General features: G+C 75.0%; 11 protein-coding genes. 7 read left to right on the top strand and 4 right to left on the bottom strand.

The window, feature by feature from the left end:
* The coding region (locus A0J59_RS15040; protein WP_220084493.1) for an NUDIX domain-containing protein at positions 1 to 442 on the top strand (442 nt) is incomplete at its 5' end.
* A 519-nt stretch (positions 443 to 961) separates the two neighbouring features.
* Positions 962 to 2,359, top strand: coding sequence for a hypothetical protein (locus A0J59_RS15050; protein WP_064316645.1), 1,398 nt, complete (start codon positions 962 to 964; stop codon positions 2,357 to 2,359).
* Between the two features lie 22 nt (positions 2,360 to 2,381).
* On the opposite strand, the gene A0J59_RS15055 is transcribed toward A0J59_RS15050, so the two are convergent.
* Positions 2,382 to 3,635 carry an SH3 domain-containing protein gene (locus A0J59_RS15055; RefSeq protein WP_052877461.1) on the bottom strand — a complete coding sequence of 418 codons (1,254 nt, stop codon included), beginning with the start codon at positions 3,633 to 3,635 and terminating at the stop codon, positions 2,382 to 2,384.
* Positions 3,636 to 3,777: 142 nt separating this feature from the next.
* On the opposite strand from A0J59_RS15055, the gene A0J59_RS15060 reads away from it, so the two are divergent.
* The 3 genes from A0J59_RS15060 to A0J59_RS15070 all read left to right on the top strand — a co-directional run bounded on the left by A0J59_RS15060 (position 3,778) and on the right by A0J59_RS15070 (position 6,065).
* Positions 3,778 to 5,112, top strand: coding sequence for a CoA transferase (locus A0J59_RS15060; RefSeq protein ID WP_064316646.1), 1,335 nt, complete (start codon positions 3,778 to 3,780; stop codon positions 5,110 to 5,112).
* Positions 5,109 to 5,561 carry a helix-turn-helix transcriptional regulator gene (locus tag A0J59_RS15065; protein ID WP_255365247.1) on the top strand — a complete coding sequence of 151 codons (453 nt, stop codon included), beginning with the start codon at positions 5,109 to 5,111 and terminating at the stop codon, positions 5,559 to 5,561. The genes A0J59_RS15060 and A0J59_RS15065 overlap by 4 nt, the downstream gene beginning before the upstream one ends.
* Before the next feature lie 66 nt (positions 5,562 to 5,627).
* Positions 5,628 to 6,065 carry a VOC family protein gene (locus A0J59_RS15070; protein ID WP_064316647.1) on the top strand — a complete coding sequence of 146 codons (438 nt, stop codon included), beginning with the start codon at positions 5,628 to 5,630 and terminating at the stop codon, positions 6,063 to 6,065.
* A gap of 21 nt (positions 6,066 to 6,086) precedes the next feature.
* Here the strand turns inward: A0J59_RS15070 and A0J59_RS15075 are convergent, their stop codons facing one another.
* The 3 genes from A0J59_RS15075 to A0J59_RS15085 form a co-directional block, all read right to left on the bottom strand.
* Complete coding sequence (locus tag A0J59_RS15075; RefSeq protein WP_064316648.1) at positions 6,087 to 7,022, bottom strand: Ppx/GppA phosphatase family protein; 936 nt, start codon at positions 7,020 to 7,022, stop codon at positions 6,087 to 6,089.
* A gap of 98 nt (positions 7,023 to 7,120) precedes the next feature.
* Positions 7,121 to 9,823 (bottom strand): GH92 family glycosyl hydrolase, encoded by a 2,703-nt coding sequence (locus tag A0J59_RS15080; RefSeq protein WP_064316649.1) that lies wholly within the window; start codon positions 9,821 to 9,823, stop codon positions 7,121 to 7,123.
* Positions 9,824 to 10,050: 227 nt separating this feature from the next.
* Positions 10,051 to 11,472: a glutamyl-tRNA reductase gene (locus A0J59_RS15085; protein WP_053369229.1), complete on the bottom strand. Its 1,422-nt coding sequence runs from the start codon at positions 11,470 to 11,472 to the stop codon at positions 10,051 to 10,053.
* A 50-nt stretch (positions 11,473 to 11,522) separates the two neighbouring features.
* Between A0J59_RS15085 and hemE the strand changes: the two genes are divergently transcribed.
* Positions 11,523 to 12,683 carry a uroporphyrinogen decarboxylase gene (gene hemE, locus A0J59_RS15090; RefSeq protein WP_082919072.1) on the top strand — a complete coding sequence of 387 codons (1,161 nt, stop codon included), beginning with the start codon at positions 11,523 to 11,525 and terminating at the stop codon, positions 12,681 to 12,683.
* Positions 12,680 to 14,161, top strand: coding sequence for an NAD(P)/FAD-dependent oxidoreductase (locus A0J59_RS15095; RefSeq protein ID WP_255365249.1), 1,482 nt, complete (start codon positions 12,680 to 12,682; stop codon positions 14,159 to 14,161). The genes hemE and A0J59_RS15095 overlap by 4 nt, the downstream gene beginning before the upstream one ends.
* Positions 14,162 to 14,331: the final 170 nt, after the last annotated feature.

Genomic DNA, 14,331 nt, shown 5'->3' on the forward strand with positions numbered 1-14,331 from the left:
CCGCCGCCCTGCCCCCGCTGCGCACCGTCGGCCCGCCGCCCTGCCCCCGCTGCGCACCGTCGGCTGGGTGAACGTCCGCGACGGGCGCCTGCTCGCCGTCCGCACGACCGGCAAGGACCGCTTCTTCATGCCGGGCGGCAAGGTCGAGCCCGGCGAGTCGGACGCCGAGGCCCTGGTGCGCGAGATCCACGAGGAGCTGGGCGTCCGCCTCGACCCGACGTCGGTCCGCCCCGCCTTCGTCGCCGAGGCCCCCGGTCATGGCCTCGGCGGTCGGGTCGTGCGCATGCACTGCATGTACGCCGAGCCGGTCCCCGGCTCCCCCGAGCCGGCGCCGAACGCCGAGATCGCCGAGCTGGCGTGGCTCACGCCGGCCGACGCGCACCGCGTCCCGCCGGCGGGCCAGATCGTCCTCGACCGGCTCGCGGGGGTCCTCTCCGCCTGACCCCGCGCCGTGCCCCCGTGCCGCGCCAGCCGCCCCATGGGGACCTCGCCCCATGAGCCGGGCGAGACGTGGCGACGGCCGCCCGCGTACGCTCCGGATGCACGATCCGCTGCGACAGAGGGACGACCATGGGGTTCTACGGTGCCGACATCGGCGAGCTGCGCGCGCTCGCGCAGAGCCTCACGGCGGCGTCCGAGGCGCTCACCACGACGCGCAGCACGCTGGACTCGACCGTGAGCGGCGCCCGCTGGGCCGGCCCGGACGGCGACGAGCTGCGCGGCCGCTGGTCGGCCGAGCTCGGCCCCGCGCTGGCCGCCGCCACCGCGACCCTCCGCGACGCGGCGGACAAGGTCCGCAAGAACGCCGACCAGCAGGAGAGCGCCAGCTCCGACGGGACGGGCGGCACGGGCGGGGGCGGCAGCGGCGGACCCGCCGCCCCCACCGGGCCCGCCACCGGAGCCCGGTGGGGGCGGCGGGTCGGGCTCGGGCGACGAGAGCCCGGGCGGCCCGAAGGTCACGGTGAAGGGCGACCACGAGTCCGGCTCCGACAACGGGAGCCCGGGCAACCCGGCGACCGAGGGCACCGACGCGAAGGTCGGGTTCGGCGTGACCCACGACCCGGAGAGCGGCGAGACCACGTACTCCGGCAGCGGCTCGCTCTCCGACTGGATGAAGACGACGAACGGGTCGAAGATCTCGTTCGGGGTCAACGGCGGTGCGGAGTACACCGTCGGCGAGAAGTCGGAGGACGGCTTCACCACGTACACGTCCAAGTCCGACGTCTCGATCGGCGTCGAGGGCGGCGTCGACAAGGGCGGCACGGGCGTCAGCGGCGGGTACACGACCGGCGTCACGTCCGAGTACACGGTCAAGGTGCCCGACGGCGCGGGGGTCACCGATCCCGGCAGCATCAACCCGTTCGACCCGCGGAGCATGCCGGTGGGATCGTCCGTCACGATGGACGGCGGCAGCTACTCGGAGACCGAGCTCAACGCGGCGTTCCGCCACATCGCCGTCGAGTCGTCCGTCAAGGACGCGAGCGGCGTGACGAGCCTCATCGAGCGCACGGGCGACGACACGGTGCGCGTGACCGCGGGCCCGACCGAGGCCCTCGCGAACCACGCGGGGCTCGGCCTCGACTTCGACGCCGTGAAGGTCATGCTCGGGAACACGACGTCGCTCGACGGCGCGTCCCTGCGCAGCGCCGAGTTCGACCTGTCGACGCCGGAGGGCCAGGCCGCGTACGACACCTACCTCGTCACGGGCGAGATCCCCGCCGACCCGTCGACCGGCATCTCGGGCACCACGAAGATCGAGCGCGTCGAGTTCGACTCGACGTCGACCGTCGGCTTCGACACACCCGTCGGTGGGGCCGAGTGGGAGATCGGCAAGAACACGGGCTCGCTCGTCGCGACGACCAACCCCGACGGCAGCACGGAGCAGCTGCTCACCGCGACGTACGGCGACCGCGGCGACTTCCGCATGTCTCAGGCCTTCGACGCCTCGGGGAACGAGGACCTCTCGGCCCGCACGTACTCGTTCGACGTCACCGCGGACGACATGTCGTCCCAGTACTTCAACACGCGGGAGTTCTCCGGCTTCTCGCCGTCGGGCGAGGTGTCGTCCGGCCAGCAGGTGACGATGACGCTCACGGAGTCGCAGATGAACCGCCTCGCGGACAGCGTGCGCACGGCGGTCGAGAACGACAGCCTGGGCATGCAGACGCGCATGATCGTCACGGACTACGACATGCAGCCGCTCACGGACCCGTACCAGCTCGCGACCAGCCTCGCCCGCGCCGCGGACTCCGACCTCGAGCTCGTCATGATGATCTCGGAGATCAACGCCGCGGGCGACGGGTCCGCGACCGACCGCTCGGCCGCGCGGTTCCCCGGCACGGTGACGCTCGGCCCCTGACGCGGGTCGTGGTCCGGGCGCCTCAGCGCGGCTTCGTGGCCGAGAGGTAGGTCGTCGAGACGTAGCCCGTGCGGCTGCCCACGGTCACCTTGAGCCAGCCCTTCGACGCGGTGCCCGCATGCGTGACCGCGGTGCCGCGGGACAGCTTGGCCACCACCTTGGCCGACGTCGACGGCGTCGCCCTGAGGTTGAGCACCGACGCCGTGACGTACGACGTCTTGGCCTTCGCGGGCGCGGGGGCCGGGGCCGGCTTCGCCGGGGCGGACGGCGCGCGCGTCGACGTGTACTGGGCGGAGACCCACCCCGCCCGACCGTTCGCGGTGACCTTGAGCCAGCCTCCCGAGGTGGACGTGACGGAGAGCTTCGTCCCCTTCGGGAGCCGGGCGAGCACGGCCGAGGACGTCGTCGCCGACGCCCGGAGGTTGAGCGAGGCGGCCGTGACGTACCGCGTGGAGACGGGCCGGGAGACGGGAGCCGTGCTGACGGGCGGGGGCTTGGTCGGGCCGACGTACGCCGCCGAGACCCACCCCGTGAGCCGACCGTACGTCACCTTGCGCCACGTCCCGCTGCCGTCGCCGGGCTTGCCCACGACCGCCGCGCCTCGGGGGACGAGCGTGAGCACCGCGGTGTTCGTGCCCGCGCCCTTGCGGAGGTTGACGGCCGTGTTCGCGTAGTACGTGCACGACTTCGCGGACGGCCGGGCCGCGACGCGGGTCGCGCTGCGACCGAGGTCGACGCCCTTGCCCTTCAGGTAGGCGAGCGGGTCGGTGTGCGACGCACCGGACCCGTAGGTGCCGTTCCAGACCTCCAGGTGCAGGTGCGGGGCGGTCGACGTCCCCGTCGAGCCGACGTCCGCGATGCGCTGCCCCGCCTTGACCTTCTGCCCGACCTTGACGTACTTGTCGCCGTCGATGACGTGCCCGTAGACGCTCGAGACGGTCTTCCCGCCGACCGTGTGGCGGAGCACGACCCACTGGCCGAAGCCGCTGACGCTCCCGGCCCGGAGCACCACTCCGTCGGCGATCGCGTTGATCCGCGTGCCGGAGGCGGCGCTGAGGTCCTGGCCGAGGTGCCACGTCGAGGCGTTGGCGATGGGCATGCAGCGTGGTCCGTAGTAGGACGACACCGCGTAGGTCCGCGCGCCGAGCGGCGTGACGACCGTGCTCGCCGCCGCACTCGCCCCGGGTGCGACCAGCATCGTGCCGAGCCCCGTCGCGAGCGCCGTCGCCATCACCATGCCCACCGCGCCGGACCGGCGTCGCGGGTACCGCATCATGTTGTGCCCCCTGCAAAAGTTCGTGACATGCCCGGCGTGTCGGGTTGACACACCTCCAGCACGGTACGTCGAGATTCATGGGCGCGCACGCGCAGGTGTGAACGCTCACCCGCACGCAGCGGTTCAGGCGTAGCGTCGTGCCGTGGGAAGCGCGACGGCACGCAGACGGCACGGCCTCCTCGCGGCGACATTGCCCGTCCTGGACCTCGCGGCAGCGTCGGTCGTCGCCGTGCGCGACGCCGCCGCCCGCGCCGGCGGGTTCGACGCCGGAGCGCCTCCCGACCCCGAGCGGGTCGCCGCGGCCTTCGCGAGCGACCGGCTGCTGCGCGTCGACGGGGCACCGGTGGACGGCTTCGCCCCCCTCTCCGGCTTCTTCCGGACCTCCGACGGCTGGGTCCGCACGCACGCGAACTACCCGCACCACCGCGCGCGGCTGCTCGCGCTCCTCGACCTCGCCGACGACGTCCGCAGCACCCCGACCCGCGACGACGTCGCCGCCGCCCTCGCCGCGCGCTCGGCGCAGGACGTCGAGGACCGTGCGGCCGACGTCGGCGCGATCGCCGTGCGCGTGCGGTCGGAGGACGAGTGGCGCGCGTCCGCGCCCGGCCGCGCCGCGGCGTCGGACCCTCCCGTGCGGCGCTCGGCGCGCGACGACGCCGCTCCCCCACGCCCGCTCGCGCGCGGGCCGCGCCCGCTCGCGGGACTCCGGGTGCTCGACCTGACGCGCGTCATCGCGGGTCCGGTCGCGACGCGCACGCTCGCCCTGCTCGGCGCGGACGTCCTGCGGGTCGACCCACCGGGGCTCCCGGAGATCGAGGTCCAGCACCTCGACACCGGGCAGGGGAAGCGGTCGACGCTGCTCGACCTCGCGACGCACCACGGCCTCACCCGCGCCCAGGAGCTGCTCGACCGCGCCGACGTGCTGGTGACCGGGTACCGCCCGGGGGCGGTCGAGGCGTTCGGGCTGCGGCTCCCGCCGGGTGCGGTGCACGCGCGCGTCACGGCGTGGGGCGACGACGGCCCGTGGGCCGGGCGGCGCGGCTTCGACTCGATCGTCCAGGCGGCGAGCGGGATCGCCCTCGTGGAAGGGGCGCGGGACGGGGCCGCGCCCGAGGACGCGATCCCCGGAGCCCTGCCCGCCCAGGCGCTCGACCACGCGACGGGCTACCTCCTCGCGGCCGCCGTCGTCGACACGCTCGCGGACCGCGCGGCCGACGGCCGGGGCCGCGACGTCGACGGCGCGCTCGCCCGGACCGGGCACGCCCTGCTCGCGGCTCCCGGCCGCGACCCCGCGCACGGCGCACCGCGCACGCCGGGCCCGCGCTGCGTCGTCGAGCACCCGGCGCGCCTGGACGGCCGCGAGGTCGTGGCGACGACGACCCGCCCCGCGCTCGACCGCCTCGGCGACGCCCGGGTCGACGACTACCCCGCGCCCGCCCGTCCGTGGGGGGCCGACGAGCCGCGGTGGACGGCGTGAGCGTCGAGCCCGAGGTCGCGGTCCACCTGCGGCGGGCGCGCGACCACATGGACGCGCACTTCACCGAGCCGCTCACCCTCGCCGGGGTCGCCGCGGTCGCGGGCTACTCGCCGTTCCACTTCGCGCGCGCGTTCGCCGCCACGTTCGGCACGAGCCCCATGGCCTACCTCGCCACGCGCCGCGTCGAGCGGGCGAAGACCCTGCTGCGCACGGCGAACCTCACCGTGACGGAGGTGTGCCATGCCGTCGGCTTCGCGAGCCTCGGGACGTTCTCGACGCGTTTCCGCGCGATCGTCGGCGTCACGCCGACCACCTACCGGGACGAGCACGTCCGCGCGGGCGGACCGCCCGTGCCCGGGTGCTTCTCGCTCGCGTGGGGACAGCCGCAGCCAGACGCCATGCCCGGGACAGCACGATCGAAGAAGCGGGGTCACGGCGACGCGCCGTAGCGTCGAGAACGACGGCCGCGCCGGTCGTCGCCCCGCGCCGGGAGACGGCGCCCGAGAGGAGACGTCGTGCTCACGCTGTCCCACACCACCGTGTTCGTGCTCGACCAGGACTCCGCCAAGGAGTTCTACACGTCCGTGCTCGGGTTCGAGCTGCGCGACGACTTCGCGATGGGCGCGGAGTTCGAGGGCGGCGGCGCGGGCTTCCGGTGGCTCACCGTGGGACCGCAGGGCGACCCGACGCGCACGATCATCCTGGCCGACTGCGCGATGGGCCGGGACCCGGAGTCGGCCGCGCAGCTCCGGTCGCTCGTCGCCAAGGGGTCCATGGGTGCGGGGGTCCTGCAGACCGACGACTGCGAGGCCACCTACCACGACCTGGTCGCGAAGGGCGTGACGTTCCGCCAGCCGCCCGCGCACCGCCCGTACGGCGTCGAGGCCGTCTTCGTCGACGACTCGGGCAACTGGTTCAGCCTCACCGAGCCGAAGGTCGCCGCGGCGCCGTGAGCCGTGGCCGCCGTGCGGGCGTCAGCTGTGGTCGAGGCGGCGCAGGATCGCGCCCTCGCGCAGCGCCCACGGGCAGATCTCGACCTCGTCGACGCCGAGCGCGCGCATCGTCTCGACCGCGACGACGCCGCCCGCGACGATCTGGAACGTGCGCTCGGGCGTGATGCCGGGCAGCGCGGTGCGGCCCTCGGCCGTGATGCGCGCGAGGCGCGGCACCCAGTCGGCGAGCTGCGAGCGCCGCATGCGCCACCGGTCGTCCGGGCCGACGGCCTCGGTCTGCATGCCCGCGAGCCGCGCGAGCGAGCGGAAGGTCTTGGACGTCGCGACGACGTGGTCGGGCGCGGGGAGCGCCCGGAAGGCCTCGACCGTGGGGGCGAGCGTCGCGCGCACGTGCTCGCGGAGCGCCTCGACGTGCTCGGGCGCGGGCGGGTCGTCGGGCAGGAACGCCATGGTCATGCGCCCGGCACCGAGCGGGAGGGACGCGGCGAGGTCGGGCTCCTCGTCGACCCCCGACGCGATCTCGAGCGAGCCGCCCCCGATGTCGAGGACGAGCAGGCGTCCCGCTGCCCAGCCGTGCCACCGCCGCGCGGCGAGGAACGTCAGGCGCGACTCGTCCTCGCCGGACAGCACGCGCACCGGCTGGCCCACGCGCTCCCCGATCGCGGCAAGGACCTCAGGTCCGTTGGTCGCGTCGCGCAGCGCCGACGTCGCCATGGGCAGCATCTCGTCGACCGCGGACTCGCGCGCGAGCGCCATCGCGTCGTCGACCGCGGAGAGCATCGCCGCGACGCCCTCGGGCGAGAGCGACCCGTCCGACCGGAGGTAGCGCATGATCCGCACGACCGTGCGCGCCCCCGCCGCCTGCACGGGGCGCGCCGCGTACGCGGCGTCCACGACGGCGAGGTGCACGGTGTTCGAGCCGATGTCGAGGACGCCCAGTCGCGTGGTGGTGCTCACGCGGCGAGCCTAGCGGCGCGGCGAGGGCCGCCGTCGGGCGGGGTGCCCGACGACGACCCTCGTCCGGTGCGCGGCGCGCACCCGTGGTGACTGCTCGGTCAGTCGCAGGCCAGCGCGTCGTACGCCGCGTCGACCGTCGACGTCGTACCGTCCGCGGCGACGACCGTGACGGTCGCCGTGCCCGCCTCGACGGACGTGGCGCGCGTCGTGAACGACTGGTAGGCGTTCTTGCCCGGCTGCACGTGCCGGACCGTCCGCTCGCCGAACGGCGTCGTGAGCGTCACGTCCACGGGCTCGTCGGCCGTGCTGGTCGCGCGGACCGCGACGAACGCCCGGCCGCCGAGGCAACGCGCGCTCGCCTCGACCTCGACCGGCGCGGGCGGGGCGACGGCGGAGACCGACGGGATGCGGTCGGCCGCCCCGGTGCCCCACGTGAGGCCCGTGCTCGTGTCGGACAGGTCGAAGTCGAGCGTGCCGCCGTCCTGCAGCGCCGCGACGTCGAGCCACGCGGCGGTGTGCGCGACGCCGTCGACCTCGAGACCGGCGACGTAGCTCGGGAGCTTCTCGTTCGCTCCCGCGGCGTCGATGCGCAGGGTCGCGCCGGCGTCGGTCGTGAGCGTCGCGGCCTGCACCTTGGGGGAGTTGAGCGCGAGGATGCCGGAGCCCGGCATGACCGGCTCGAAGCCGAGCGACGCCATGACGTACCAGGCCGCGAGCGTGCCGAGGTCGTCGTTGCCCACGCCGCCGCCCGGGGTGTCCGGGAACCGGTTGAGGTTCGCGGCGAGCACGTCGTTCGTCTTCCACGGCTGGCCCACGTACCCGTAGAGCCACGCGTTCGTGATGGTCGGCTCGTTGCCGGGGTTGTAGCGGATCGTCGTGTAGTACGAGCTGCCGCCCTTGGCCCACGTGCTCGGCGAAACGCCGGGGTTCGCGGCGAGCGCCGGCTGGTCGAAGTAGTAGTCGAGACGCTCGACGAAGCCGTCCTCGCCGCCCATGACCTCCTGGAGGCCGGTGACGTCCTGCGGCACCATCCACTGGTACTGCCACGGCACGCCCTCGTGGAAGCCGGAGCGCGTGACGTCGGTCAGCTCGGGCAGCGTGACGAACTCGCCCGTCGGGCGCTTCGCGTTGACCATGCCCTGGAAGCCGCCCGAGAGCTCGACGTCCGGGTTCCACAGGTTGCGCCAGTTGCGACCCTTGTCGAGGAACGCCTGGCCGCCCTCGCGGCCCGTGCGCTCGGCCGCGGCACCGAGGCTCGCGTCGGCGAGCGCGAGCTCGAGCGTGGCCGAGCCGCCGTGGCGGTACTCCTCGAACTGGCCGCCGAGGCCGCCCTCGTTCTCCGGGTAGAACGGCACGTGGCCGTGCTCGGCGTAGAACTCGGTGCTGCGCCGGCCGACCGACGCGACGTCCGCCGGGGGCGTCGTCGTCGCGTTCTCCACGAGGTAGTCCCACAGCTCGTCGGCGATGTCGTCGGGGACGGTCCCGAGCGCGAAGTTCTCCGCGAGCCACGGCGTGACGGGGTCGCCCGCCATGATGTTGGTCTCCAGCGCGCCGAGCGACCAGCGCGGGAGCCAGCCGCCCTCGACCCGGTGCTGGTACATCGAGCGCACGATGTCCTGGGCGCGCTCGGGCAGCAGGAGCGCGTGCAGCGTCGCCTGCGTGCGGTACGTGTCCCAGAGCGAGAAGTTCTGGTAGTAGTCCCAGCCGTCGGCCTGGTGGACCTCGAGGTCCATCCCGCGGTACCGCCCGTCGACGTCGCTGCCGATCGTCGGGGACAGCAGGGTCTTGTAGAGCTGGGTGTAGAACACGCGGCGCTGGTCGGGCGACGCGTCGATCGCGGCGCGCCCGAGCTCGGCGTTCCACGCGTCGCGGGCCTCCTCGCGCACGGTGTCGAACGCGACCTGGCCGCCCTCCTCCGTGGCCTCCGCCTCGCGGTTGGCGCGCGCGCCGTCGACGCTCACGAACGACACGCCCACGCTGACCTCGACGTCGCGGTCGGTCGTGGTGTCGAACACGGCGACGGCGCCGTTGTTGCCGCCCGCGACCTCGCTCGTCGTGGAGCCCGCGACGTAGCGCGCATCGGTCCCCCACGTGCCGCTCGACGCGACCGGGCGGTCGAACGTCGCGCTGAAGAAGTACCGCTGCTTGTCTGGCGTGCCGCCGCAGAAGCCGCCGTTGTCGACCCAGCCCTCGAGCGTGCGGTCGTCGACCCACGTCACCGAGCTCGCGCCCGCGTCGCGCAGGGTCTGGCCCACGTTGAACGACAGGTGCGACGTCGTCGAGGCGGGGAACGTGTAGCGGTGCGCGCCGACGCGCGTGGTCGCGGTGAGCTCGGCGTGCACGTCGTTCGCGAGCGTCACCTCGTAGAAGCCGGCCGACGCGTGCTCGGTGCTCTTCTGGTCCTTGATGGCGATGAAGGAGCGTGACGTGCGCGGCGTCGCGCTCGTGTCCGGCGTGACGAGCAGCTCGCCCGCCGCGGGGCAGCCCGCGCTGTTCACGTGCCGGTGGCTGAAGCCCCACACGCGCCCGGCGTTCGTGCTGTACGACGTCGAGGCGTAGGAGTTCGTGTTGTCGGGGCTGAGCTGGACCATGCCGAACGGCACGGTCGCGCCCGGGTAGGCGTTGCCCTCGCTCTCGGTGCCGACGAACGGGTTGACCTCGAGCGTGAGGTCGTCGCCTGCTGCCGCGGTGACGGTGCCCTCGGCGCCGGGGGCGGCGCCCGCGGCGGCGGGCAGCAGCGTGCCCGGCGCGACGGCGAGCGCGAGCCCGGCGGCGAGCAGGGCGAGTCGTGGTCGTCTCATGCCATGTCCTCTTCGACGTGCGACCGGGCGTCGTCGCCCGGGGCGCCCCGGGGCCGTCGGTCAGGTGCCGCCCGTGACCGCTCGTGGCGGGGGCGACGGTGCTCCTGGTCGACGACGGGCGTCCGGCGGCCACTCTCTCCCGGCTATGACTGCGCTGTCAATTGCATGCCCGAACGAACGGGTCGGTGGTGCGTGCCAAGGTCCGAGCGCCGGACCGAGGTGGTTCCTCAGCGTGCGCTGGGGGTGGAGAGCGCCTCCGGGCTCGCCGGCCGCGCCGTTGCCGCCGCCTCGTCGGCGAGCGCCTGCGCGTCCGCGACGACGGCACGCTCCTCCGCCTGCGCCGCCGCGACGGCCTCGGCGCGGGCCTCGACGATCGCGCGGTGCAGGTCCGCGTGGACACGACGACGCACGTCGCGGGCGATCTCGTCGGCCTCGTCCGGCTCGACCGGGTCGCCGTCCGCCTCGCGCAGCGCGACGACGTCGGCCACCTCGAGCGCGATGCGCCGCTCCGCGTCGGCGAGCAGCGCGACGACCGCGGTGTCCGCCGCGCGGCCGAGCCGCGTCTCCTCGAACGCGCGCGTCGCCTCGTCCACGATCGCGCGCGCCTGCACGACGAGCTCCGACGCGATCGACGGCGAGTGCGCGGCGAGCGTCGCGAGGTCGTAGAGCAGCACGCCCTCGACGTCCGCGACGCGCGGGTCGACGTCGCGGTGCAGCGCGAGGTCGAGCACGACGGTCGGACGGGCCGCGGGCTCGTCCCCGGCGCGGACCGCGGCGCGCTCGCGCGCCCGGACCACGGCGGCGGCGTCGAGCACGTGCTCGATGGCCTGCTCGCGGCGGTCGGCACCCCCTCCCGGACGCGCGGCGTCCGCCGCGAGCGCCCGTCCGCGCGCGCCCGAGCACGACACGACGAGGTCGGCGTCCTCGAGCGCGGTGACGAGGTCGGCCACGGCCTCGACGCCGCGCGCGGCGGCGAACTCCTCGGCCCGGCCGGACTGCGAGTAGACGCGCACGTCGTCGCACCCGAGCGCGCGCAGCGCCGCGAGGCTCGCGCCCGCGTACGACCCCGTCCCGATGAGGACGGCCCGCACCTGGTGCCACGGCGGCAGCTCGGCCGCCGCGAGGTCGAGGCCCAGCGCGACGACGGAGCGGCCCGCGCCGCCGAGCGTCGTCTGCGTGCTGACCCTCTTGGACGTGCGCGACGCCGTCTGGAACAGGAGCTCGAGCGTCGAGGAGGTCACGCCGTCGGCGTGCGCGGTCTCCAGGGCGCGCTTCACCTGGCCGGCGATCTCGCGCTCGCCCACGACCATGGAGTCCAGGCCCGACGCGACGGCGAACAGGTGCTCGGCGACCTCGGTCCCGGCGCGCGCGCGGAACGAGGCGAGCGCCTCGGCCGGGGCGACGCCCGACGCGTCGGCGACCATGCGCGCGACGTGCTCGGTCGCGTGCTGCACGCCCGTCCCGTCCAGGGGCGCGTCCACGTCGAGGTACAGCTCGAACCGGTTGCACGTCGCGAGGACGACGGCACCGGTGATCACGTCGCACGCCGCGACCGCGGAGCCGCCGATCGAGTGGGCCCCGGTGGAGAGTCGCTCCAGGGCGTCGAGGTCGAGCTCGTGGTGGCTGGCCGTGAGGGAGAGAAGAGCCACAGTGCCTCCGATTTAATCATTCCACCGGGAGGGAGGCAGAATCGGTAGCTGTGATTCCTGTCGCCCTTTCCCCGGGCCATCCCCTGACCGACGGCCGCACGGACCGTTCGCCGCTCGTGCAGGCACTGCGCGCGGGCACGACGGGAAACCGCCCGGAAATCACACCCGTGTGGTTCATGCGCCAGGCCGGCCGCTCGCTGCCCGAGTACCGCGCGGCACGCGAGGGCGTGAGCATGCTCGACTCGTGCCTGCGCCCCGACCTCGCGTCGGAGATCACGCTCCAGCCGGTGCGCCGCCACGGCGTGGACGCGGGGATCTTCTTCTCCGACATCGTCGTGCCGCTGCGGCTCGCGGGCGTCGAGGTCGACATCGCGCCGGGCGTCGGCCCGGTCATGGGCCAGGCGTACCGGACGCCCGACGACGTCGCGCGCCTGGTGGAGACCGAGCTCACCGAGGAGTCGCTCGCCCCGATCCGGGAGGCCGTCGCGCTGACCGTCGACGCGCTCGGCACGACGCCGCTCATCGGGTTCGCGGGCGCACCGTTCACGCTCGCGGCCTACCTCGTCGAGGGGCGGCCGTCGCGCGACCACCTCGCGGCCCGCGCGCTGCTGCGCGGCGACCCGGAGACGTGGCAGCGCCTCGTCGACTGGGCCGCCGACCTCACCGGCACGTTCCTGCGCACCCAGGTCCAGGCGGGCGCGAGCGCCGCCCAGCTCTTCGACTCCTGGGCGGGCTCGCTCTCCCTCGCGGACTACGCGACGGGCGCCGCCCCGGCGAGCACGCGCGCGCTGACGCACGTCGCCGACCTGGACGTGCCGGTCGTGCACTTCGGCACCGGCACGGTCCACCTGCTGCCCGCGATGCGCGACGCCGTCACCGCGGCCGGGGTGCGCGACGTCGCCGTGGGCGTCGACTACCGCACGCCGCTCGACGACGCCGCCCGGCTCCTCTCCGACGGGCACGCCCCCGTGCCTGTGCAGGGCAACATCGACCCCGCGCTGCTCGGCGCGCCGTGGGACGTGCTCGAGGCGCACGTGCGCGACGTCGTGCGGCGCGGGCGCACCGCGCCCGGGCACGTGGTGAACCTCGGCCACGGCGTTCCTCCGGACACCGACCCGGACGTCCTCACGCGCGTGGTCGGCCTGGTCCACGCGCTCGGCGCAGACTGGACGGGACACCACGACGCGCACGAGGAGGCGACCCGACGGTGAGCACCGTGCCGACGACGTCCCGCACCTCCCCCGGGACCGTCCCCGAGGAGGTGGACGCGGTCGTCGTCGGCGCGGGGGTCGCGGGGCTCACCGCGGCCCGGACCCTGCGCGAGCACGGGCTGCGCGTCGCCGTGCTCGAGGCCGCCGACGTCCCCGGCGGTCCCGTCCGCGGCGGCGACCTGCCCGGCCTCGACGGTGTCCGCGTCGACCTGGGAGCCGAGTCCTTCGCGGCCAGGGGCGCCGCCGTCGGAGACCTCGTCGCCGCACTCGGCCTCGACGTCGTCGAGCCGTCGGGAGCGGGCGCCTGGGGCTACGCCGCCGGCCGCGCCTACCCGCTGCCCCGCGCGGGCGTGCTCGGCATCCCGGCCCACCCGTGGTCCGCCGACGTGCGCCGCGCGGTCGGCGTCGGAGGGGCGCTGCGCGCGAGCCTCGACCGCGTCCTGCCCCGCCGCTTCACGGATCTGCGCACGCTCGAGACGTTCGCACGCTCGCGCATGGGCGCACGCGTCACGGAGCGCCTCGTCGCGCCCGTCGCGGCCGGGGTGCACTCGGCCCCGCTCGACCGGCTGGACGTCGCCGCGGTCGCGCCGGGGCTGCGCGAGGCGTTCGAGCGCGAGGGGTCGCTGGCGCGTGCCGTCGCGTCCCTGCGCGCGCTCGCGCCCGCGGGCTCGGCCGTGCGCGGCATCGACGGCGGCATGCACCGGCTCGTGGAGGAGCTCGCGGCGGACGCCGACGTGCGGCTGCGCCACGAGGTCACGGAGATCGCCCGCAGGGACCCGGGTCGCGGACCTTCGGGCGGCGAGGCACCTTCCGGCTCCTGGGTCGTCCGCGCGCAGACGCCCGACGGGCCGCTCGCGCTCGCCGCGCCCCGGCTCGTCGTGACGACCCCGGCGCTCGTCGACGTGCTCGGCCCGCTCGTCGGCACCGCGGCGGACCTGCTGCCCGACCCCGAGCCCGGCGCGGACGTCCGCCTCGTCACGCTCCTGCTCCGTGCGCCCGAGCTCGACGACGCGCCGCGCGGGACCGGCCTGCTCGTCGCCCCGCCGCACCGGGACGCGGGCCGCGCGGCACCGCCGTCGGACGTCGAGGCCAAGGCGCTGACCCACTCGACCGCCAAGTGGCCGTGGCTGCGCGACCGCGTGCGCGGCGCCGTCGGCCCGGGCCACCACGTGGTGCGGCTCAGCTACGGGCGCATCGGCGCGACGACGGAGCCCGACCTCGACCGCGTCGTCGCCGACGCGTCCCGCCTGTTCGGCGTGGACCTGCACGGGCGCGTCCTCGGGCACGTCGTGACGCGCTGGAACGGCGCACTGCCCCCGCCGACCCCCGCGTTCCGGCGCGAGGTCGCGGCGTTCGTCGCGCGCGTCGACGCCGTTCCCGGGCTCGCGGTGACGGGGGGCTGGATCGCCGGCACGGGCCTCGCGGCGATCGTCGGGCACGCCCAGGAATGTGCACGCGGCCTCGCCGTCAAGGAATAAGGTCCTTACCGGAATCCCGAGAAAGGGGTTCGGCAATTCCTCAGGAATTGTCCTGACACATTGTCCGAACGTTGCTGACCGGGCGTCAGGACCACGTCACTCCCGGGGGCATTTTCCCCGCCGTGACGTGCGCATTTCCGTGCACCGCCGAAGTGGGGAGAGACTGGGAC

This window comes from Cellulosimicrobium sp. I38E (assembly GCF_001647255.1).
Lineage (GTDB): Bacteria > Actinomycetota > Actinomycetes > Actinomycetales > Cellulomonadaceae > Cellulosimicrobium > Cellulosimicrobium cellulans_E.